Genomic DNA, 21895 nt, shown 5'->3' with positions numbered 1-21895 from the left:
ACCGGGCGGCGGGTGGTGCGGGTGGGCTCGTGGACCCTGATCCTCCCCGAGGCCGCTCAGCCGAGCGCGTCGAGCAGCTGGCCGGTGCCCGCGGCGCGGTCGGTCAGGTGCAGGTGCAGCAGCGGCCGTTGCCGCGCGACGAGGGCCTGCCGGTCACCGGCGGCCTGGGCGGCCTGCAGCGTCGCGAAGCCGTAGGGCCGGTCGGGCACCGGGAGGTCTCCGGTGACGACCCCGGTGAACTGCAGGAACGCGCCGGTCCGCGGCCCGCCTCTGTGGTACTGGCCGGTGGAGTGCAGGGAGCGCGGGCCCCACCCGAAGGTGACGGCGTGCCCGGTGTTCCGGGCCAGCGCGGCCCGCAGCTCGCCGGCGCGGGCGTCGGCCTCCCGGTCCAGGTAGGCCGTCACCGCGAGGTAGCCCCGGGGCGGGACGGCGGCCAGCAGCGCCTGCAGGGCCAGGGCCACCCCGTCGTGCTGGGAGAGGTCCACCCCCTCGAGCAGCCCGCCCGGCGCACGCAGCTCGACCGCGCCGATCGTCGCCAGCGGCGGCTCGACCGGCAGGCCGGCGTCCAGCAGCCGCCGGGTGTCCTCCTCGGACCCGACCGCATCCGGCTGGTCGAACGGGTTGGTGCCGAGCACCCGCCCGGCCACGGCGGTGGCGTACTCCCAGCCGAGGAACTGAGCGCCGAGCGGGCCGGTCACGCCGACGGAGGGGCCCGGCTCGACCGGGCCGCCCCCGACGACGACCAGCAGCGCGTCGGGGGCGGTGGCGCCGGGGGCGTCGGGGGACTCGACGACGACCGGCAGCAGCCCGCGGCCGTCCTTGCCGGTGGACCCGGCGACCAGCTGCTCGGCCCAGTCGCCGAAGCCGGTGATCGCCGAGCCGCCGTCGGCGAGGATGACCTTGTCGCGCCCGGTGCGGAAGCCCGCGCTCATGGCCACGCCCAGCTCGAGCGCGGCGTTGCCGGGCTCGGCCAGGTGCTCGGCCAGCTCGGCGGCCTCCTCGAGCAGCGCGCCGACGTCGGCCCCGGCCAGCGCCGCCGGGACCAGGCCGAACGCCGACAGCGCGCTGTAGCGGCCGCCGACGTGCGGGTCGGCGAGGACCACCTCGCGGGCGCCCATCGCCGCGCCGGTCTCCGCCAGCGGCGAGCCGGGGTCGGTGACCACGACGAACCGGGCGCCGATCTGCTTCTCGTCGAGGCCCGCGTCGGCGAACGCCTGGATGAAGGCCCGCCGCTGACTGTCGGTCTCCACCGTGCCGCCGGACTCGGCGCTGAGCACGACGACGGTGCGGTCCAGGTCGATCATGGCGGCCGCGACCTGGTGCGGGTCGGTGGTGTCCAGGACGACGAGCGGCACGCCCGCCGTCCGGCAGATCACCTCCGGTGCCAGCGACGCGCCGCCCACCCCGCAGAGCACCACCCGGTCCAGGCCCTCGAACTGCAGCTCGGCGCGCAGCTCGGCCAGCCGGGCGACCAGCGGCCGCGAGGTCGCCGGCAGGTCCAGCCAGCCCAGCCGGACCGAGGCCTCGCGCTCGGCCTCCGGCCCCCACAGGGTGGGGTCCTCGGCCACCAGCCGGGCGGCGACGTCGTCGCCGGCCAGCTGGGTCCGCACCGGCTCGGGGACGTCCAGCCCGGTGCAGCGGAACGCGAAGGTCACACGGCCTCCCCGCCGGCGCCCGCGGGCCGGGTCCGGTCGGGTGGGGTCACTTCTTGTCCTGGAGCTCGGTGCGCACCGACTCGGTCAGCTCGTCCCACGAGTCGACGAACTTCTGCACGCCCTCGTCCTCGAGCACGCGGAAGACGTCGTCCAGGTCGACGCCGGCGTCGGCCACGGCCTTCATCACCGAGGCGGCGTCCTCGTAGGTCTGCTGGACCGGGGTGCCGGGCTCGCCGTGGTCGGCGTAGGCCTTCATCGTCTTCTCCGGCATGGTGTTCACCGTGCCGGGGGCGATGAGCTCGCTGACGTAGAGGGTGTCGGGGTAGGCCGGGTCCTTGACGCCGGTGGAGGCCCACAGCGGCCGCTGCGGGCGGGCGCCCTTGGCCTCGAGCGCCTTCCAGCGGTCGGAGGTGAAGACCTCCTCGTAGGCCTGGTAGGCCAGCTGGGCGTTGGCCAGCGCCGCCTTGCCCTTGAGCGAGGCGTCGGCGCCGGCCTTCTCCAGGCGCTTGTCGATCTCGGAGTCCACGCGGGACACGAAGAACGACGCCACCGAGGCGATGCCCGACAGGTCCGCGCCGGCGTCCTCGGCCAGCCGCTGCTCCAGCCCGGACAGGTAGGCGTCCATGACCGCCCGGTACCGCTCGAGGCTGAAGATGAGGGTGACGTTCACACTGATGCCGCGGGAGATGGACGTCGTGATCGCCGGCAGGCCGGCCTCGGTGGCCGGGATCTTGATGTAGAGGTTCCGCCGGTCGACCAGCCACCACAGGTGTGCGGCCTCGGCGGCCGTCGCGTCGGTGTCGTGGGCCAGGCCGGGGGCGACCTCCAGCGACACCCGGCCGTCGCCGGGCTGCCGCTCCGCCACCGGCGCGAGCAGGTCGCAGGCGTCGCGGACGTCGGCGGCGGTGATGGTGCGCAGCGCCTCCTCGACGCTGACCGACCGCACCGCGAGGGCGTGCAGCTGGTCGTCGTAGGACTCCGACCCGCTGATCGCCGCGGCGAAGATGGTCGGGTTGGAGGTGACGCCGACGACGCTGTACTCGTCGACCAGCGACTGCAGGTTCCCGCTGCGGATGCGGTCGCGGGAGAGGTCGTCGAGCCAGACGGCGACCCCCGCCGACGACAGCTCGGCCAGCTTCTCGTTCTGTGCCATGGTCAGGTTCCTTCCGGACTGGTGGAGGTGGCTCCGGTGCAGGGACCCGCCGCGAGCCTGCGAGCGGTGGGGGGCACCGGGGTCCTTTCGTTACTGGTCGCCGGTGGGGTGCGGCAGGCCGCCGGTGGCGCCGACGGGTCCGGCCGGCACGGCGTGGCCCGACCGAGCCGCCTCGATGCTCTCGCGGGCAGCGGCCACGACGGCCTCGTCGGTGAGGCCGAACTGCTCGTAGAGGACGGAGTAGGCGGCGCTGGCCCCGTAGTGGGTGAGGCCGACGATCCGGCCGGCGTCGCCGACGAACTCGCGCCACCCCATGGGCACGCCGGCCTCGACGCTGACCCGGGCGCGGACGCCGGGCGGCAGCACCTCGTCCTTGTAGGCCTGGTCCTGGTCGGCGAACCACTCGACGCAGGGGACCGAGACCACCCGGGTCGGAACGCCGTCGGCCTCCAGGCGCTCCCGGGCGGCGACGGCGATCTGCACCTCGGAGCCGGTGCCGAGCAGGATCACCTCGGGGGTGCCGGTCGAGGCCTCGGCCAGCACGTAGGCCCCGCGGGCCACGCCCTCGGCGGAACCGAACTCCGACCGGTCGAAGACCGGCAGGTTCTGCCGGGACAGCAGCAGGCCGGCCGGGCGGTCGTTGTTCTCCAGGACCGTCCGCCAGGCGACGGCCACCTCGTTGGCGTCGGCCGGGCGGACGACGTCCAGCCCCGGGATCGCCCGCAGCGCCGCGAAGTGCTCGATCGGCTGGTGGGTCGGGCCGTCCTCGCCGAGGCCGATCGAGTCGTGCGTCCACACGTAGGTGACCGGCAGCTGCATGAGCGCGGCCAGCCGCACCGCGCCGCGCATGTAGTCGGAGAAGGTGAGGAAGGTGCCGCCGTAGACGCGGGTGCCGCCGTGCAGGGCGATCCCGTTCATGATCGCGCCCATCCCGTGCTCCCGGACGCCGAAGTGCAGCGTGCGTCCGTACGGCCCACCCGACCACATCTTCGTCTGGCGGTCGGCGGGCAGGAACGACGGTTCGCCCTTGACCGCGGTGTTGTTGCTCTCCGCCAGGTCGGCCGACCCGCCCCACAGCTCGGGCAGCACCGGGTAGAGCGCGGCGAGCACCTCTCCGGAGGCCTTGCGGGTGGCCACGCCCTTCGGGTCGGCGTCCCAGCTCGGGAGGTCTGCGCCGAAGCCCTCGGGCAGGGTGCGGGTCCGCATCCGCTCGAGCAGCGCGGCGGCGTCGGCGTTGTCGCGCTCCCAGGCCGCGAACCGTTCGTCCCACGCGGCGCGCTCCTCGCGGCCCCTCTCGACGACGGAGCGGGCGTGCGCCAGCACCTCGTCGTCCACCGGGAAGGTCTGCTCGGGGTCGAAGCCGAGGATCTCCTTGGTGGCCCGCACCTCGTCCTCGCCGAGCGCGGAGCCGTGCGAGGCGCCGGTGTTCTGCTTGTTCGGTGCCGGCCAGGCGATGATCGTGCGCAGCACGACGAGCGAGGGCCGGCCGGTCTCGGCCTTGGCGGCGGCGAAGGCCCGGTTCACCGCGGCGAGGTCCTCGCCGTCGTCGACGCGCTGCACGTGCCAGCCGTAGGCCTCGTACCGCTTGCCGACGTCCTCGGTGAACGCGACGTTCGTGTCGTCCTCGATGGAGATCCGGTTGTCGTCGTAGACGAGGACCAGGTTGCCCAGCTGCTGGGTGCCGGCCAGCGACGACGCCTCGCCGCTGACGCCCTCCTCCATGTCGCCGTCGGAGGCGAAGCACCAGACGGTGTGGTCGAACAAGCTCTCACCCTCGGGGGCGTCGGGGTCGAGCATGCCCCGCTCGCGGCGGGCGGCCATCGCCATCCCGACGGCGTTGCCGACGCCCTGGCCCAGCGGCCCGGTCGTCGTCTCCACGCCCGGGGTGTGGTTGACCTCGGGGTGGCCCGGGGTCTTCGAGCCCCAGGTGCGCAGCGCCTGCAGGTCCGCCAGCTCCAGGCCGTAGCCGGAGAGGTAGAGCTGGACGTAGAGGGTCAGGCTCGAGTGGCCCATCGACAGGACGAACCGGTCCCGGGCGCTCCAGTTCGGGTCGCTGGGGTCGTGCCGCAGCCACTTGTGGAACAGCAGGTAGGCGGTCGGGGCCATGCTCATCGCCGTCCCCGGGTGGCCGTTGCCCACCTTCTGGACGGCGTCCATCGCCAGCACCCGCGCGGTGTCGATGGCGCGGCGGTCGAGGTCTCCGAAGCCGTCGGGCAGGGTCGGGTGCGGCTGGCGCGGGTCGCCGGTCGGTGCGTCGGTGGCGGCCTCGGCCGGGGCCTCGGCCTCGGTGCTCTGCGTCGCGTCGTCGGTGGTCATCGGTCTGTCGTGCTCCCTCGGGTCGGCCGTGCGGGACCCGCCCGGGCGCTCTGCGGCGACCTGTCGACCCGGGCGGACGGCGGTGCCTGGCCCCAGCGACCGGCCCCGCGTCAGTTCCGGCCCGGCTGCTCGTCCCCAGGACGCACCGTCGTCGTCGACGTCGGCCCTACCCGCTGCGTGCGCGGCACCAACGTGATCGACCCTAGTGGTCTGCCCGGGGGGAGACCCTGGTCATGCCCACCGGAAGGAGGGGTGGCCGCGGGCTACAGTTGGTCCGTTCTCCCGTCCCCGGTCGAAAGGGACCCCGTGCTGTCTCCGTACCTGGTGGAGCCGTGCCCGGTGGTGCCCTGCCCGTGCGCCGACACCCCGTCGGTGGCCGCCCGGTGACGACGCTGTCCGAACGCCCGGCCGTCCAGGGCCGGCGCCTGTCGGCCACGATCCGCGCCTACGTCGCGCTGACCAAGCCGCGGATCATCGAGCTGCTGCTCATCACGACCCTGCCGGCGATGATGCTGGCCGTCGGCGGGCTGCCCTCCTGGGAGCTGCTGCTGGCCACCATGGCCGGCGGCACCCTCGCCGCCGCTGCGGCCAACGTCTTCAACTGCTGGTACGACCGCGACATCGACCGGCTCATGCACCGGACCGAGCGCCGTCCGCTGGTCACCGGTGAGATCACGCCGCGCGCGGCGCTGGTGTTCGGCCTGGTGCTCACGGTCCTGTCGGTCGCACTGCTGTACGTCACGACCACACCGCTGGCCGCCGTCCTGGCCCTGGGCGCGATCGTCTACTACGCCGTCGTCTACACGGTGGTGCTCAAGCGGCACACCCGGCACTCGACGCTGTTCGGCGGGGTGCCCGGGGCGGCGCCGGTGCTCATCGGCTGGGCCGCGGTCACCGGGACGCTGGCCTGGCCCGCGGTGGTCTTCTTCGGCGTCGTCTTCTGCTGGCAGCTGCCGCACTTCTGGGCGCTGGCCATGCGCTTCCGCGCCGACTACGCGCGGGCCGACGTCCCGATGCTGCCGGTGGTGGCCAGCCCCCTGTCGGTCGGCCGGCAGACCGTCGTCTGGACCTGGTCGACCGTCGCGGTCTCGCTGCTGCTGTGGCCGGTGGCCGACGGCTACGGGATCGGCTGGGTCTACACCGGAGCCGCGGCCGCGCTGGGGGTCTGGTTCATCGCCGAGGCGCACCGGCTGCTGCGGCGCATCCGCTCGGGTGCGGAGACCAGGCCGATGCAGCTGTTCCACGTCTCCATCTCGTACATGGCGCTGCTCTCGGTCGCGATCATCGTCGACGTCCTGGTCTGAGCCCGGACTCCGTCCTCCCCGCGCTGCGCCCGGCTGTCGAGCGGTCCGGTGCGTGCACCAGCACGCTGACCCCCGCGTTCGGCCACGAGGACGAGCGTGGCTGACCGCGAGGCACCGACTCCTGCGCCGTTCCCCGCGGTCCCGCGCTCGTGCACGGGCGCAACACCGCGGGGAACGGCGCAGAGGTGGGCGTCAGCGCGCGGGCGTCAGCGCGCGGCGGACGCCGGGACCTGCGGGGAGTCCAGCGGCAGCTCGGACGCCGGCCCGCGCACCGACCACACCAGCCGGGCCGTGTACGCCGTCACCAGCACCGCGCCCAGCATGTGCAGCAGCACCAGGGCGATCGGCAGGTCGGTGAAGTACTGCACGTAGCCGACCACGCCCTGCGCCAGCTGGACGACCAGCAGGTCGCGCGCCGCCCGCCTGACGCGGTCGGGGGCGTCGGTGGCGTGCAGCGCGACGAGCAGCGCGACGGTCAGCCCGACCAGCAGGAACACCGCGTCGGCGTGCAGCTGGCTGATCAGCTCGACGTCGAAGCCCATCCGGTCGCCGGTCGGGACGTCGTCGGCGTCCACGTCGCCGCTGTGCGGCCCGCTGCCGGTCACCAGCGTGCCGAGCACCAGGACGACGGCGGTGACGGCGGCGGTGCCGGTCACCAGCAGGGCCAGCGGACGGCGCAGCAGCGGCTGGCCCACCCCGGGCTCGCGGGAGCGCAGCCACAGCACGGTGGCCAGCGCGATCAGCACGATCGAGACGAGGAAGTGCGCCGCGACCGTCCACGGGTTCAGGCCGGTGAGCACGGTGACCCCGCCGAGCAGCGCCTGCGCGGGGATGCCGAGGAAGGTCAGGACGGCGAGCGGGCGCAGGTCGCGGCGCGCGGACCGCCACACCGCGACGACGGTGGCGATGGCGACCGCGGCGAGCACGAAGGTCAGCAGCCGGTTGCCGAACTCGATGACGCCGTGGCCGGCGAGCTCGGGCGTGGCGACGAAGCTCTCGCTCGTGCAGCGCGGCCAGGTCGGGCAGCCCAGGCCCGAGCCGGTGAGCCGGACGGCGCCGCCCGTGACGACGATGGCGCCGTTGGCGACGGCGTTGGCCAGGGCGAGCCGCGAGACGACGGTGGGGGAGACCGGCACGAGCCGATGCTAGCCGCGCGGACGCCCGCTCCCGGTTCGCCCAGAGCAGATCACCGGGTGGAAGCGCAGGCCGGCGTCCCGCGCTGTACGGGACACGAGCGGCCGACGGGCCGCCGCCGGTGCCGGTGCGCGCACCCGGGTAGGGGACCCCTCAGCGGGAGCCTTCCGCGGACGACTCCGAGAGCCCACCGGCCGATCCGACTCCCTTGGACGTGAGGCATGACCAGCCCCTTCTACCCGGGCCCCTACGGGAGCCCCTTCGACGACTTCCTCGCCCGCTTCGCCGGCGGGGGACAGCAGCCGCAGCGGCAGCGGATCGACATCACCCAGTTCCTCACCCAGCAGGCGCGGGAGCTGGTCAACGCCGCGGCGCACCAGGCGGTGGCCGGTGGCAGCGCCGACCTCGGCACCGAGCACCTGCTCTGGGCGATGACGGGCGACGAGAGCACCCGCCAGTTCCTGGCCCGCTCGGGCACCGACCCCGACCGGCTGCGCTCCTCGCTCGAGGAGCAGCTGGTGCGCGGCGAACCCCGGGACGAGCCGCCGTCCCTCACCCCGGCCGCCAAACGCGCCCTCCTCGACGCCCACCGCGTCTCCCGCGCCCTCGGCTCGACCTACATCGGGCCCGAGCACCTGCTCTTCGCCCTGGCCGTCAACCCCGACTCCCCGGGCGGGCGGGCGCTGCACGAGCAGGGCGTCACCCCGGAGACCCTCCAGCAGGCGGCCACCGGCGGTCCGCAGCCCGGCGCGGGTGGGCGCTCCGGCGGCCCCGGCCAGGCCGGTCCGTCGAACACGCCGACCCTCGACGAGTTCGGCCGCGACCTGACCCAGCTGGCCCGCGACGGCCGGATCGACCCGGTGATCGGCCGCCAGCCGGAGATCGAGCAGACCGTCGAGGTGCTCTCCCGGCGGCGGAAGAACAACCCGGTGCTCATCGGCGAGGCCGGCGTCGGCAAGACCGCGATCGTCGAGGGCATCGCCGCGCAGATCGTCGAGGGCGACGTGCCGGAGACCCTCCGCGGCCGGCGGCTCGTCGAGCTCGACCTGACCGGGCTGGTGGCCGGGACCCGCTACCGCGGCGACTTCGAGGAGCGGCTCAAGAAGATCATGGACGAGATCCGCGAGCACTCCGACGAGGTCATCGTCTTCATCGACGAGCTGCACACCGTCGTCGGCGCCGGCGCCTCCGAGGGCTCCGGCGGGGCGGGCAACATGCTCAAGCCGGCCCTGGCCCGCGGCGAGCTGCACATCATCGGCGCGACGACGCTCGACGAGTACCGCCGCAACATCGAGAAGGACGCGGCGCTGGAGCGCCGGTTCCAGCCGATCCTGGTGCCCGAGCCCGGCGTCGAGGACACCGTGCAGATCCTGTGCGGCCTGCGGGACCGGTACGAGGCCCACCACGGGGTGCGCTTCACCGACGACGCCATCCGGGCCGCGGCGGAGCTGTCCGACCGCTACGTGACCGACCGGCACCTGCCCGACAAGGCGATCGACCTCATCGACCAGGCCGGCGCTCGCGTGCGGCGGCGGGTGAGGACGCCACCGACCGACCTGCGCGGACTGGAGCAGGAGGTCGAGCGGCTGCAGCGGGAGAAGGACCAGGCCGTCGCCGCCGAGCAGTACGAGCGGGCCTCCGAGCTGCGCGACCAGCTGGCCGAGGCGCAGGCGCGCCTGGAGCAGGCGCGGTCGGGCGGCGGGCAGCCCGGCGTCCCCGAGGTCGGCGTCGAGGACATCGCCGAGGTCGTCTCGCGCAGCACCGGCATCCCGGTCAGCCAGCTCACGCAGGAGGAGATGGCGCGGCTGCTCGGGCTGGAGGACCACCTGCACCAGCGGGTCGTCGGACAGGACGACGCCGTCCGCGTGGTCGCCGAGGCGGTGCGCCGCTCGCGGGTCGGCCTGGGCGACCCCGACCGGCCGATCGGCAGCTTCCTGTTCCTCGGCCCCACCGGCGTCGGCAAGACCGAGCTGGCGCGGGCGCTGGCCGAGGCGCTGTTCGGCGACGAGGACCGGATGATCCGGCTGGACATGAGCGAGTTCCAGGAGCGGCACACCGTCAGCCGGCTCGTGGGCTCCCCGCCCGGGTACGTCGGCTACGAGGACGCCGGCCAGCTCACCGAGGCGGTGCGCCGCCGTCCCTACTCGGTGGTGCTGCTGGACGAGATCGAGAAGGCGCACCCCGACGTCTTCAACACCCTGCTGCAGGTGCTCGACGACGGCCGGCTCACCGACTCGCAGGGCCGCACCGTCGACTTCAAGAACACCGTGCTGATCATGACCAGCAACCTGGGGTCGGAGCTGATCCAGGGCCGCAACACCCCGCTCGGGTTCGGTGCCGGCAACGGAGCGGCCTCGGACGACGGGCTGCGCGAGCGGCTGCTGCGGCGGCTGCGCGAGCAGTTCCGCCCGGAGTTCCTCAACCGCGTCGACGAGATCGTGGTGTTCCAGCAGCTGGAGACCGAGCAGCTCGCCAAGATCACCCGGCTGCTGCTCGACGAGACCCGCCGGCGGCTGTCGGCCCAGGACATCGAAGTGGCCTTCACCGATGAGGCGGTCACCTGGATCGCCGAGCACGGTTTCGAGCCGCAGTTCGGTGCCCGGCCGCTGCGCCGGGCGATCCAGCGGGAGGTCGACAACCCGCTGTCGCGGCTGCTGCTCGACGGCCGGCTGGGGTCGGGCCGGAGGGTCACGGTCGGGGTGCGGGACGGCGCCCTCGACTTCGCCGTCGACCGGCCCGCGGAGGCCGCTCCGGCCGGCGTCTGACGGACGACCGTCCGGAGCCTGCAGGTACCGGACGGGTCACCGGGCCGGCGGGGGCGGTGCACGGCACCGCCCCCGCCCCCGCCGGCTGCGGCCCAGGTCAGGGCCCGTCCCGGCTCGGGCCGGCCCCGGTCCCGGCTTAGGTTGCCCTTGCTTGCACGCGCCGGGAAATAGGTAACACTCGTGTTGTGGAAAGCGGCACGGTGCAGGTGACGGGCGGGGCGAGCGCGCCGGCCCGGCCCTCGTCGTCCGCCGACGACGGGCGCACGCGGCACCGCGTGGCCGCCCTGCTGCTCGAGCACGGCCCGCAGACCGCGACCGAGCTCGCCGGGCGGCTGGGCGTCTCGCCGACCGCCGTCCGCCGGCACCTCGACGCGCTGGTCGCCACCGGCCGCATCGAGGAGCGGCACGCCCCCGGCACCCCCCGTGGGCGGGGCCGCCCGGCCCGGTTGTTCCACCTGACCGACGCCGGCCGCTCGGACTTCCCGCACGCCTACGACGACCTGGCGCTGACCGCGCTGCGGTTCGTCGCGGCGCAGGGCGGGCCGGACGCCGTCCGGGCGGTGGCCGAGGCGCAGCTCGCCGGGCTGGAGCAGCGCTGCTCGGCCGCGGTGGAGGCGGCACCGGGCGCCCCGGTCGACCGGGCGCAGGCCCTCGCCGGCGCGCTCACGGCCGAGGGCTACGCTGCCTCGGCCTCGGCGATCTCCGGCGGCGGTCAGCTCTGCCAGCACCACTGCCCGGTCGCGCACGTGGCGGCGGAGTTCCCGCAGCTGTGCGAGGCCGAGACGGCGGTGATCGGCCGGCTCGTCGGCACGCACGTGCAGCGGCTGGCCACGATCGCCCACGGCGACGGGGTGTGCACCACGCACATCCCGGGGCCGGTCCGCCGCGCGAGCGGCGGAGAGCACATGCGCGCGGGGAACAGATCGGGCCCCGCGAGCCCTGTACCGAACGAGCGCACGGCGCACCGGCGGCGAGCCGGCGGGCGCCCCGCACCGTCCACCAGCAGCACCCCCACGAACGACCGGGAGAGGACGCCCGCATGACCAGCACGCAGCAGCCGGCGCAGCCGCTGACGCAGGACGAGCAGATCGCCCAGCTCGGCCGCTACGAGTACGGCTGGGCGGACGCCGACGTCGCCGGTTCCGCCGCCAGGCGCGGCCTCAGCGAGGACGTCGTCCGGGACATCTCGGCCCGCAAGAACGAGCCCGAGTGGATGCTCGAGCGCCGGCTCAAGGCCCTGAAGCTGTTCGGCCGCAAGCCCATGCCGGACTGGGGGTCGGACCTGTCCGGGATCGACTTCCAGAACATCAAGTACTTCGTGCGCTCCACCGAGGCCCAGGCGACCTCGTGGGAGGAGCTGCCCGAGGACATCAAGAACACCTACGACCGGCTGGGCATCCCCGAGGCGGAGAAGCAGCGGCTCGTCGCGGGTGTCGCCGCCCAGTACGAGTCCGAGGTCGTCTACCACAAGATCCGCGAGGACCTCGAGGAGCAGGGCGTCGTCTTCCTCGACACCGACACCGCCCTGCGCGAGCACGAGGACCTCTTCCGCGAGTACTTCGGCTCGGTCATCCCCTCCGGCGACAACAAGTTCGCCGCGCTCAACACCGCGGTGTGGTCGGGCGGCTCGTTCATCTACGTGCCGAAGGGCGTGCACGTGGAGATCCCGCTGCAGGCCTACTTCCGGATTAACACCGAGAACATGGGCCAGTTCGAGCGGACGCTGATCATCGTCGACGAGGGCGCCTACGTGCACTACGTCGAGGGCTGCACCGCGCCGATCTACAAGTCGGACTCGCTGCACTCCGCGGTCGTCGAGATCATCGTCAAGAAGAACGCGCGCTGCCGGTACACGACCATCCAGAACTGGTCGAACAACGTCTACAATCTGGTCACCAAGCGGGCGATCGCCCACGAGGGCGCGACCATGGAGTGGGTCGACGGCAACCTCGGCTCCAAGGTGACGATGAAGTACCCGGCGGTCTGGATGACCGGCGAGCACGCCAAGGGCGAGGTGCTCTCCATCGCCTTCGCCGGCGAGGGCCAGCACCAGGACGCCGGCGCCAAGATGGTGCACGCGGCGCCGAACACCTCCTCGACCATCGTGTCGAAGTCGGTGGCCCGCGGCGGCGGCCGGACCTCCTACCGCGGCCTGGTCCAGGTCGACGAGGGCGCCCACGGCTCGAAGTCGACGGTCAAGTGCGACGCGCTGCTGGTCGACACCATCAGCCGGTCGGACACCTACCCCTACGTCGACGTCCGCGAGGACGACGTCGCGATGGGCCACGAGGCGACCGTCTCCCGGGTCAGCGACGACCAGCTCTTCTACCTGATGAGCCGCGGTCTGTCCGAGGACGAGGCGATGGCGATGGTGGTCCGCGGCTTCGTGGAGCCCATCGCCCGCGAGCTCCCGATGGAGTACGCCCTCGAGCTCAACCGCCTGATCGAGCTGCAGATGGAAGGTGCCGTCGGCTGATGTCGGCAGAGAACACCCCCGCCAACACCACCGGCCTCACCACCGAGTCGGCCACGCTCGCCGGCGAGCTCTTCGCCGAGGGCGTGGGCGCGCAGGCCGGCCCGCCCAGCACGCCGGCCCCCGGCACCGGCACCGCCGGCCAGGCCGCGCCGGGTGCGCACTCGCACGGCGGGCCGGCGCCGACCGGCTCGCCGGCCGAGCGCTTCACCTCGACCGACCCGGACGCCTTCGCGGTGCCCACCGGCCGCGAGGAGGACTGGCGCTTCACGCCGATGAAGCGCATCCGCCCGCTGCTGGACGGCGCCCCGTCGGACGCCCACCTCCAGTGGGACACCGACCTGCCCGACGGCGTCGAGCTGGCCGGCGTCGAGGCCGACGACCCGCTGCTCAAGGGCCTGCCCGACCCGGTCGACCGGCTGGCCGCCCTCGCCCGGCAGCGCAGCGGCGGCGCTGCCGTCGTCCGCGTGCCGGCCGAGGCGCAGCTCGACCGCGCGGTCACGCTGCGGCTGTCGGGCACCGGCTCCGAGGACGTCGTCTGGGGTCAGCTGGTCATCGAGGTCGGCGCCTTCGCGAAGGCGACCGTCGTCCTCGACCACGCCGGCCTGGCGAGGTACGCGGGCGGCGTCGCCGTCCTCGTCGGTGACGGTGCGCAGGTCACCGTCGTCTCGGTGCAGGACTGGGCCCCGGGGGCGGTCCACGCCGGCCAGTACGACGCCGTCGTCGGCCGCGACGCGACCTTCTCGCAGGTCGTGGTCACGCTCGGCGGCGACCTGGTCCGGCTGGTCAGCAACGTGCAGTACGCCGGCCCCGGCGGGACGGCGGAGCTCTTCGGCGTCTACTTCTCCGACGAGACCCAGCACCAGGAGCACCGGCTCTGGGTGGACCACGCGGTGCCCAACTGCACCAGCAACGTGCTCTACAAGGGCGCGCTGCAGGGCGAGGGCGCCCGCACGGTGTGGATCGGCGACGTCCGGATCCGCCCCGCGGCCACCGGCACGGACACCTACGAGCTCAACCGCAACCTGGTGCTCACCGACGGCGCCCGCGCCGACTCGGTGCCCAACCTGGAGATCGAGACCGGAGAGATCGTCGGCGCCGGCCACGCCAGCGCCACCGGCCGGTTCGACGACGAGCAGCTGTTCTACCTCTGCTCGCGGGGCATCGACGCCGAGACCGCGCGCCGCCTCGTCGTCCGCGGCTTCTTCGCCGACGTCGTCCAGCGCATCGGCATCGACGCGCTGCAGGACCGGCTGATGCGCACCATCGAGACCCGTCTCGGTGCGCTGCCCGGCCTGGACGAGCAGCCGGTCGAGGTGGCCTGACCCATGGCCTTCGAGCGGGTGTGCGGGCTCTCCGAGGTCCCGGAGAACGGGGCGCTGCGGGTCGAGCTGGCCGACGTCGACGTGGCCGTCGTCCGTTACGAGGACGACGTGTACGCCATCCAGGACGTCTGCTCGCACGCCGAGGTCCCGCTGTCGGAGGGCGACGTCGAGGAGTTCGACGGCGCCCCCACCATCGAGTGCTGGCTGCACGGGTCGTGCTTCGACCTGCGCACCGGCGAGCCCACCAACCTGCCGGCCACCGAGCCGGTCGACGTCTACCCGGTCCGCGTGGAGGGGGAGGACGTGCTCGTCGACACGGAGGCAAGCGCTGTGTCCGACGACGTCCTCCCCCGCGCGGCCGGCAACTGAGGAGCGAGAAGAGAAGTGTCCGTTCTGGAGATCCGCGACCTGCACGTCAGCGTGGGCGAGGGTGACGACGCCAAGGAGATCCTCAAGGGCGTCGACCTGACCGTCCGCTCGGGCGAGACGCACGCGATCATGGGGCCGAACGGGTCGGGCAAGTCGACCCTGGCCTACTCGATCGCCGGCCACCCGAAGTACACGATCACCGGCGGCACCGTGACCCTCGACGGCGAGGACGTCCTCGCCATGAGCGTCGACGAGCGCGCCCGCGCCGGCCTGTTCCTGGCCATGCAGTACCCGGTCGAGGTCCCCGGCGTCTCGGTGTCGAACTTCCTGCGCACCGCCGCCACCGCGATCAAGGGCGAGGCCCCCAAGCTGCGCACCTGGGTCAAGGACGTCAAGAGCGAGATGGACCTGCTCGAGATGGACTCCGCCTTCGCCGAGCGCAACGTCAACGAGGGCTTCTCCGGCGGTGAGAAGAAGCGCCACGAGATCCTGCAGATGCGGCTGCTCAAGCCGGCCATCGCGATCCTCGACGAGACCGACTCCGGCCTCGACGTCGACGCGCTGCGGGTCGTCTCCGAAGGCGTCAACCGGGCCCGCTCGGAGAGCGAGATCGGCGTCCTGCTGATCACCCACTACACGCGGATCCTGCGCTACATCACGCCCGACTTCGTGCACGTCTTCGTCGACGGCCGGATCGCCGAGGAGGGCGGCCCGGAGCTGGCGGAGAAGCTGGAGAACGAGGGCTACGCCGCGTACATCAAGGGCTCGAAGGAGACCGCGCAGGCATGACACAGACCGTCTCGCGTCCCGGTGCCGGGGCGCAGCAGGTGCCCCTGCCCCTGGACGTCGAGGCGATCCGGGCGGACTTCCCGATCCTGTCCCGCACCGTGCGGGAGGGGAAGCGGCTGGTCTACCTCGACTCGGGGGCCACGTCCCAGAAGCCGCGCAGCGTCCTCGACGCCGAGCGCGACTTCTACGAGACCTGCAACGCCGCACCGCACCGCGGCGCGCACCAGCTCGCCGAGGAGGCGACCGCCCGCTACGAGGCGGCCCGCGCCACCATCGGCGCCTTCATCGGTGCGCCGGCCGAGGAGGTCGTGTTCACCCGCAACACCACCGAGGCGATCAACCTGGTGGCCTACGCGCTGTCGAACGCGGCCACGGCCAAGGAGGAGCAGTTCCGGCGGTACGCCGTCGGCCAGGGCGACGAGATCGTCGTCACGGAGATGGAGCACCACGCCAACCTGGTGCCCTGGCAGCAGCTGTGCGAGCGCACCGGCGCCACGCTGCGCTGGCTCGGCCTGACCGACGACGGCCGGCTGGACCTCTCCGACCTTGCCACCGTGGTCAACGAGCGGACCAAGCTGGTCGCGGTCACCCAGCAGTCGAACATCCTCGGCACGATCAACCCGCTCGAGGACATCGCCGCCCGGGCCCGCGAGGTCGGCGCCCTGCTGCTGGTCGACGGCGCGCAGTCGGTGCCGCACCAGCCGGTGGACGTCACCACGCTCGGGGCCGACTTCCTGGTGTTCTCCGGCCACAAGATGCTGGGCCCGACGGGCGTCGGCGTCCTGTGGGGCCGCTACGAGGTGCTCGACGCGCTGCCGCCGTTCCTCACCGGCGGCTCGATGATCGAGGTCGTGCGCATGGAGGGCAGCACCTTCATGCCGCCGCCGCAGCGCTTCGAGGCCGGCGTCCCGATGACCGCCCAGGTGATCGGGCTGGCCGCCGCCGTCGAGTACCTGCAGCAGCTGGGCATGGACCGGGTGCAGGCGCACGAGGAGGCGCTGACCGGCTACGCGCTGGCGAAGCTGGCCGAGATCCCCGGCGTCAGGGTGATCGGCCCCCCCGACACCGTGGCCCGCGGCGGGGCGGTCTCCTTCACCGTCGAGGGCATCCACCCGCACGACGTGGGCCAGGTGCTCGACGACCTCGGCGTCGAGGTGCGGGTCGGCCACCACTGCGCCTGGCCGGTGGTGCGCCGCTACGGCGTGCCGGCGACGACGCGGGCCACCTTCTACGTGCACACCGGCTACGACGACATCGACGCCCTCGCCGACGCCGTCCGGGAAGCCCAGCGCTTCTTCGGTGTTGCACAGGGCGAGGTGAGCTGATGCAGCTGCAGTCGATGTACCAGGAGATCATCCTGGACCACTACCGCAACCCGCACGGACGCGGGCTGCGCGAGCCGTTCCAGGCCGAGGTGCACCACGTCAACCCGACCTGCGGGGACGAGGTGACCCTGCGGGTGCACCTGGACGGCGACACGATCGCCGACGTCTCCTACGAGGGGATGGGCTGCTCGATCAGCCAGGCGTCGGTGTCGGCGATGTACGACCTGGTCATCGGGAGGCCGGTGCCCGAGGCGCTGGAGACCGGTGAGCACTTCATGACCCTGATGCAGAGCAAGGGCGACGCGTCGGTGGCCGAGAAGCTCGAGGACGAGCTGGAGGACGCCATCGCATTCGCCGGTGTGTCGAAGTACCCGGCGCGGATCAAGTGCGCGCTGATGAGCTGGATGGCCCTCAAGGACGCGTCCGCCCGGGCACTGGCGGCCACCCCGACTGGAGGCGACAAGCCATGAGCGAGACCACCGACAACGCCACTCCGGCGACCGACGGGGCGCCGGGCGACCTCCCGGCCTACAAGTCGGCGCTGCTCGAGGACGTCGAGGAGGCCATGCGCGACGTCGTCGACCCCGAGCTGGGGGTCAACGTCGTCGACCTCGGCCTGGTCTACGGGATCGACGTGGTCGACGAGGTCGCGGTCATCGACATGACGCTGACCTCGGCGGCCTGCCCGCTGACCGACGTCATCGAGGACCAGGCCCGCCAGGCCCTCACCGGCGGCCCCGGCCCCGGCCTGGTCGACGACATCCGGATCAACTGGGTCTGGATGCCGCCGTGGGGCCCGGACAAGATCACCGACGACGGCCGCGAACAGCTGCGCGCCCTCGGCTTCCGCGTCTGAGGAAGGACCCCCTTCCTCCCCACCCTTCGCAGGCTCAGGGCGGGGCCCTGGAAGGGGGCCGTTCCACCACGTCACCGCCGGCCCGCACCTCCCTGCCGAGGTGCGGGCCGTCGTCGCCCCTAGCGCATCTCGGCCAGGCGGGCGTTGAACCCGGCCACCGGGTGGCGCTCCCGCCGAGCGCCGACCGCCAGCAGCACCACCCCGACGACGAGGGCGCCGGTCACCGGGAGCGGGAGCGCCAGCACGGCGAGCCCGAGGGCCAGGACGACCGCGGTCCAGGCGGCGACGAGGAGCGGCGCGCGCACCGCGCGCCACGCCGCCGCGCCCATCACCGTGGCGGCCACCAGCAGGACCAGCACCGGCCGGGTGCTGCCCGGCGCCACCACCGCCCACGTCACCGACGGGACCGCTGCGACCAGCAGCCCCGGACCCCACGCCGGCCAGGACGGCCCGGCGGCCAGCCGCGGCCCGGCGGCCAGCAGCAGCCCCAGCGCGGCCGGCAGCGTGTAGGCCTCCACGACCGACGAGCCCGCCAGCGCGGCGGCCGTCCACGCGGCGCCCACCAGCTGGGCGGCGCCGGCCCGCCAGGCGGGGGCTCCCTCCGGGGCGCCGGTCCGCGGGTCCGGCGTGTGCCAGGCGTGCCAGCCCCAGGCGCAGGTCACCAGTCCCTGCGCGGCCAGCTGGACCGCCAGCGCACCGCGGTCGTGGGCGACCACGAGCAGCACCACGGCCAGACCCGCGCAGACCGCACCGGTGACGACGGTGGCCCGCCGCGTCTGCCGATCGAGCACCAGCCCGGCACCCAGCGACGCCGTGTAGAGGACGCCGAGGCAGACCGCGGCCGCCCCGGCACCCATCAGCCCGCTCCCGACGGCGACCAGTACAGCACCGGCCAGGCAGCCGACCGCGGCCGGCGCGGCCACGGGCCGGTCGTCGCGCCGCAGCGCCGCGACCAGCACGCACGGCAGCGCGGTGAGCACCAGCAGCAGGACCAGCTCCGGCCACTGCGACCCGGCGACGAGCCGGCCGACGCTCAGCACGACCATCGTGCCGCCCGCCGCGAGGGCAGCCGGGAGGAGCAGGCCGCGCACCCAGCCGGTGGGCAACGCCGCAGCGGCCGCGGCGAGCAGCACCCCGGTGTAGCCGGCGAGCAGCACCGCGCCGGGCCCCGGAGCGCCCAGCGCGCCGGCGAGCGCCGCCCCCGAGACCGCACCGGCCAGGACGGGAACCGCGGCCGGCGGCCCGAGCAACGGCTCCAGGGCACGGTCCAGCCGGGCGGCGACCAGCTCCAGCGCAGCGGCGACCGTGAGCGCGGCCGAGGTCCAGCGGGCGCCCGCGTCGGCGGTCCACGCCGTCCCCACGGCACCGACCACGCCGGCGACCCACCACGGCGCGGTGGTGACCAGGGCGACCCGGGCGACGAGCCGGCGGGCGCCCAGCGCCACGCCGAGCCCGACCAGCGCGACGGTCAGCATCCAGACGGTCCGGACGTCGCCGGCCTCGGTTCCGTCGAGGGCGCGCAGCGCGGCCAGCTGCCCGGTCAGCCAGGCGGCCAGCGGCCAGGTCGCCGGGCGGCGCAGCAGCCGGGTGAGGACGAGGAAGACGCCGCTGAGCACCAGCGGCGGGACGACGGAGCCGCGCAGCAGGGAGGCCCCGGCGTCGGCGCCCAGCACGGCCAGCGCCACCGCGGCAGCGGCGAGGGTCTCCTCGGTGGCGCGCAGCCGGGCGTACGAGCCCCAGGCCGAGGCGCCCGCGGCCGCCGCGGCCAGCGCCAGGAGCAGCACCCGGGCGGACCCGCCGCCGTAGGCCGCGGCCGCCGCCCCGCCGGCGCTGACGACCAGCACGGCGCCGACGACGAGCAGCAGCTGCGGCGGCCGGGCGCGGTAGGGGAGCGGTGGCACCGGCGCAGAGTCCACGACGTCCCCCTCCCACGTCCGTGCGACCGGTCCACGGTAGGGCTGGGCGCTCCCGGGCCGCGCTCCCGCCGGCTCAGCGCGTTCCGGGCGCCTCGTGTCGGCGCCTCCACCGGGCCCGGGACGCGCGGTAGGCGGCCACGAGGAACAGCGCGCCCGCCCCGCCCACGGTCGCCAGGACCAGCCCCGCGGCGAGGAGGTCGGCGACGCCGCGGAGGCGGGCCAGCGACCCGGCCAGGGCCAGCGCGCCGACCCCCGCCACCGTGCCGGTCAGGACACCGGAGCCCGGGAGGTGCGGGGCCAGCCGGGGGTCCCCGCGCAGCAGGAGGGTGCACACGCCGGCCAGCGCGAGCACGGCCGCCGTCGTCCACGCATCGGTCGCGGCGGGCGTCGTCGCGATGACGAGCAGTCCGTACACCACTCCGGCCAGAGCGGCCAGGCGCGCCAGCACCTCGGTGAGGACCCGTGCTGAGGGCGGTACCCGCGGGGTCAGGAGCAGATCGACCAGAGCGGTGAGGAGGACGCCGCCGACCAGGGCGGACTCGGGTGTGTGCGGAGCTCCGGCCGCCGTCACCAGTGCGCCGAGGAGCACCACGGGGACGGGCTGGGCGGCCAGCAGGGCGAGTGCCACCCCGGAGCTCACGGTCCCGCTCGGGGGAACTCGTCGGTCGAGGTCATGGCCGGGATCGTGGCCCGTCGCCGGCCGCCGCGGGAGGCGGTCCGCCCGGCTGTGGACAGCGGACTGCCGCCGACGTCACCCGGAACGCGGTCGGGATCGGGCGCCGGAGCGCCTATCCTGGGATCAGTGATCACGACGACCGGCCTCGAGCTGCGCGCCGGGGCCCGCGTCCTCATCGGGAACGCGAACCTCCGCGTGCAGCCCGGCGACCGCATCGGCCTCGTCGGCCGCAACGGTGCCGGCAAGACCACCACCCTCACCACGCTCGCCGGCGAGCGGCTGCCGCACGCCGGCACGGTGGAGGTCACCGGCGAGATCGGCTACCTGCCGCAGGACCCGCGCAGCGGCGACCTCGACACCAGCGCGAGCGACCGCGTGCTGTCCGGCCGCGGGCTCGACGTGCTGCGCGCGCAGATGACCAAGGCGCAGGTCGCGATGGCCGAACCCGCGGACGACGCCGAGCGGGACCGGGCGGTGCGCCGCTACGGGAGGCTGGAGGACCAGTTCGCCGCGCTCGGCGGGTACGCCGCGGAGAGCGAGGCGGCGCGCATCTGCACGGCGCTCGGCCTGCCCGACCGGGTGCTGGGGCAGCCGCTGCGCACCCTCTCCGGCGGTCAGCGGCGCCGTGTCGAGCTCGCCCGCATCCTCTTCTCCGACGCCGAGACGCTGCTGCTCGACGAGCCCACCAACCACCTCGACGCCGACTCGATCACCTGGCTCAAGACGTTCCTGGCCGCGCACAAGGGCGGGCTCATCGTCATCAGCCACGACGTCGAGCTGCTCGACGCCGTCGTCAACAAGGTGTGGCACCTCGACGCCAACCGGGCCACCGTCGACGTCTACAACCTCGGGTGGAAGCCCTACCTCGCCCAGCGCGAGACCGACGAGCGGCGCCGTCGGCAGGAGCGGGCCAACACCGAGCGCAAGATCGACGCCCTGACCGCGCAGGCGGACAAGATGCGCGCCAAGGCCACCAAGGCCAAGGCGGCGCAGAGCATGGACAAGCGCGCGCAGCGGCTGGCCAGCGGCCTGGAGGAGGTCCGCGTCGCCGACCGGGTGGCCAAGCTGCGGTTCCCGACGCCGGCCCCGTGCGGCAGGACCCCGCTGACCGCCGAGGGGCTGTCGAAGAGCTACGGCTCGCTCGAGGTGTTCACCGACGTCGACCTGGCCGTCGACCGGGGCGCGCGGGTCGTCGTCCTCGGGCTGAACGGCGCCGGGAAGACGACTCTGCTGCGGATGCTGGCCGGCACCGAGGCGCCCGACACCGGCGACGTCAAGCCCGGGCACGGGCTGCGGATCGGCTACTACGCGCAGGAGCACGAGACCCTCGACCACGACCGCTCGCTGCTGGAGAACATGCGGGCGGCCGCCCCGCAGAGCACCGACACCGAGCTGCGCCGGATCCTGGGCGCGTTCCTGTTCTCCGGTGACGCCGCCGACCAGCGCGCGGGCACCCTCTCCGGGGGCGAGAAGACCCGGCTGGCGATGGCCACGCTCGTCGTCTCCGGTGCCAACGTGCTGCTGCTCGACGAGCCGACCAACAACCTGGACCCGGCCAGCCGCGAGCAGGTGCTCGACGCGCTGCGCACCTACGCCGGGGCGATCGTGCTCGTCACCCACGACGAGGGCGCGGTGCGCGCGCTGGACCCGGACAAGGTGATCCTGCTGCCCGACGGCACCGAGGACGCCTGGAGCGAGGACCTCGCCGACCTGGTCGAGCTCGCGTAGGCCCTGCGGCCCTCGGCGGACCGCGCCGCGGCGGGTGCCGTCCCGGCTGCGCGTTTCTCCTCCTTCGCGTGGCCGGTATCGCCCGTCCGGGTGATCATGAGGACGTGGGAC

17 protein-coding genes are annotated in these 21895 nt (G+C 74.1%); 11 read left to right on the top strand and 6 right to left on the bottom strand.

Annotated features, from left to right (window positions below):
* Window positions 1-56 precede the first annotated feature (56 nt).
* The 3 genes from BMW27_RS04335 to tkt all read right to left on the bottom strand — a co-directional run bounded on the left by BMW27_RS04335 (window position 57) and on the right by tkt (window position 5124).
* Entirely contained in the window at window positions 57-1655 is a 1599-nt protein-coding gene (locus tag BMW27_RS04335) for a glucose-6-phosphate isomerase (RefSeq protein ID WP_091439549.1), read from the bottom strand.
* A 46-nt stretch (window positions 1656-1701) separates the two neighbouring features.
* Window positions 1702-2808 (bottom strand): transaldolase, encoded by a 1107-nt coding sequence (gene tal / locus BMW27_RS04330; RefSeq protein WP_091439546.1) that lies wholly within the window; start codon window positions 2806-2808, stop codon window positions 1702-1704.
* Between the two features lie 90 nt (window positions 2809-2898).
* Window positions 2899-5124, bottom strand: a complete 2226-nt coding sequence (gene tkt / locus BMW27_RS04325) for a transketolase (protein ID WP_091439544.1) — start codon at window positions 5122-5124, stop codon at window positions 2899-2901.
* A gap of 353 nt (window positions 5125-5477) precedes the next feature.
* Here tkt and BMW27_RS04320 point away from each other — a divergent pair, with 353 nt between their 5' ends.
* Complete coding sequence (locus BMW27_RS04320) at window positions 5478-6428, top strand: heme o synthase (protein WP_245743288.1); 951 nt, start codon at window positions 5478-5480, stop codon at window positions 6426-6428.
* Between the two features lie 206 nt (window positions 6429-6634).
* Here the strand turns inward: BMW27_RS04320 and BMW27_RS04315 are convergent, their stop codons facing one another.
* A complete protein-coding gene (locus BMW27_RS04315) occupies window positions 6635-7564 on the bottom strand; it encodes a COX15/CtaA family protein (protein ID WP_091439542.1) in 930 nt (309 codons plus the stop codon).
* Window positions 7565-7783: 219 nt separating this feature from the next.
* Here BMW27_RS04315 and BMW27_RS04310 point away from each other — a divergent pair, with 219 nt between their 5' ends.
* From BMW27_RS04310 to BMW27_RS04270, 9 genes are all read left to right on the top strand, one after another.
* The gene (locus BMW27_RS04310) at window positions 7784-10327 is read left to right on the top strand and encodes an ATP-dependent Clp protease ATP-binding subunit (RefSeq protein ID WP_091439539.1); all 2544 of its coding nucleotides are present in this window, start codon (window positions 7784-7786) and stop codon (window positions 10325-10327) included.
* A gap of 185 nt (window positions 10328-10512) precedes the next feature.
* A complete protein-coding gene (locus BMW27_RS04305; protein WP_245743287.1) occupies window positions 10513-11370 on the top strand; it encodes a helix-turn-helix transcriptional regulator in 858 nt (285 codons plus the stop codon).
* On the top strand, window positions 11367-12803 hold the full coding sequence (gene sufB, locus BMW27_RS04300; RefSeq protein ID WP_091439535.1) for a Fe-S cluster assembly protein SufB: 1437 nt from the start codon (window positions 11367-11369) through the stop codon (window positions 12801-12803). Before BMW27_RS04305 ends, sufB begins: the two co-directional genes overlap by 4 nt.
* Window positions 12803-14125, top strand: a complete 1323-nt coding sequence (sufD, locus tag BMW27_RS04295) for a Fe-S cluster assembly protein SufD (RefSeq protein ID WP_091439533.1) — start codon at window positions 12803-12805, stop codon at window positions 14123-14125. Before sufB ends, sufD begins: the two co-directional genes overlap by 1 nt.
* A 3-nt stretch (window positions 14126-14128) precedes the next feature.
* Window positions 14129-14494 carry a non-heme iron oxygenase ferredoxin subunit gene (locus BMW27_RS04290; protein ID WP_091439531.1) on the top strand — a complete coding sequence of 122 codons (366 nt, stop codon included), beginning with the start codon at window positions 14129-14131 and terminating at the stop codon, window positions 14492-14494.
* 15 nt (window positions 14495-14509) lie between these two features.
* Complete coding sequence (sufC, locus tag BMW27_RS04285; RefSeq protein WP_091439528.1) at window positions 14510-15283, top strand: Fe-S cluster assembly ATPase SufC; 774 nt, start codon at window positions 14510-14512, stop codon at window positions 15281-15283.
* On the top strand, window positions 15280-16608 hold the full coding sequence (locus BMW27_RS04280) for a cysteine desulfurase (RefSeq protein ID WP_091439526.1): 1329 nt from the start codon (window positions 15280-15282) through the stop codon (window positions 16606-16608). Before sufC ends, BMW27_RS04280 begins: the two co-directional genes overlap by 4 nt.
* Window positions 16608-17078 carry a Fe-S cluster assembly sulfur transfer protein SufU gene (gene sufU, locus BMW27_RS04275; protein WP_091439514.1) on the top strand — a complete coding sequence of 157 codons (471 nt, stop codon included), beginning with the start codon at window positions 16608-16610 and terminating at the stop codon, window positions 17076-17078. The genes BMW27_RS04280 and sufU overlap by 1 nt, the downstream gene beginning before the upstream one ends.
* Window positions 17075-17464, top strand: coding sequence for a metal-sulfur cluster assembly factor (locus tag BMW27_RS04270; protein WP_091439512.1), 390 nt, complete (start codon window positions 17075-17077; stop codon window positions 17462-17464). Before sufU ends, BMW27_RS04270 begins: the two co-directional genes overlap by 4 nt.
* Window positions 17465-17583: 119 nt before the next feature.
* On the opposite strand, the gene BMW27_RS04265 is transcribed toward BMW27_RS04270, so the two are convergent.
* Both BMW27_RS04265 and BMW27_RS04260 read right to left on the bottom strand, forming a co-directional pair.
* Window positions 17584-19380 carry an SCO7613 C-terminal domain-containing membrane protein gene (locus BMW27_RS04265; protein ID WP_139206822.1) on the bottom strand — a complete coding sequence of 599 codons (1797 nt, stop codon included), beginning with the start codon at window positions 19378-19380 and terminating at the stop codon, window positions 17584-17586.
* Between the two features lie 73 nt (window positions 19381-19453).
* Window positions 19454-20008 (bottom strand): hypothetical protein, encoded by a 555-nt coding sequence (locus tag BMW27_RS04260; protein ID WP_091439507.1) that lies wholly within the window; start codon window positions 20006-20008, stop codon window positions 19454-19456.
* Window positions 20009-20182: 174 nt separating this feature from the next.
* On the opposite strand from BMW27_RS04260, the gene BMW27_RS04255 reads away from it, so the two are divergent.
* Entirely contained in the window at window positions 20183-21784 is a 1602-nt protein-coding gene (locus tag BMW27_RS04255) for an ABC-F family ATP-binding cassette domain-containing protein (protein WP_091439504.1), read from the top strand.
* Window positions 21785-21895: the final 111 nt, after the last annotated feature.

It is taken from the genome of Geodermatophilus poikilotrophus (assembly GCF_900111455.1).
GTDB classification, from domain to species: Bacteria; Actinomycetota; Actinomycetes; order Mycobacteriales; family Geodermatophilaceae; genus Geodermatophilus; species Geodermatophilus poikilotrophus.
This window is presented reverse-complemented; position numbering and strand designations above follow the sequence as displayed.

Coding starts and splice junctions, on each gene's coding strand:
- sufU (WP_091439514.1), top strand. CDS start 16,608: ATGCAGCTGCAGTCGATGTACCAGGAGATCATCCTGGACCACTACCGC.
- sufB (WP_091439535.1), top strand. CDS start 11,367: ATGACCAGCACGCAGCAGCCGGCGCAGCCGCTGACGCAGGACGAGCAG.
- tkt (WP_091439544.1), bottom strand. CDS start 5,124: ATGACCACCGACGACGCGACGCAGAGCACCGAGGCCGAGGCCCCGGCC.
- sufD (WP_091439533.1), top strand. CDS start 12,803: ATGTCGGCAGAGAACACCCCCGCCAACACCACCGGCCTCACCACCGAG.
- BMW27_RS04310 (WP_091439539.1), top strand. CDS start 7,784: ATGACCAGCCCCTTCTACCCGGGCCCCTACGGGAGCCCCTTCGACGAC.
- BMW27_RS04280 (WP_091439526.1), top strand. CDS start 15,280: ATGACACAGACCGTCTCGCGTCCCGGTGCCGGGGCGCAGCAGGTGCCC.
- BMW27_RS04290 (WP_091439531.1), top strand. CDS start 14,129: ATGGCCTTCGAGCGGGTGTGCGGGCTCTCCGAGGTCCCGGAGAACGGG.
- tal (WP_091439546.1), bottom strand. CDS start 2,808: ATGGCACAGAACGAGAAGCTGGCCGAGCTGTCGTCGGCGGGGGTCGCC.
- BMW27_RS04270 (WP_091439512.1), top strand. CDS start 17,075: ATGAGCGAGACCACCGACAACGCCACTCCGGCGACCGACGGGGCGCCG.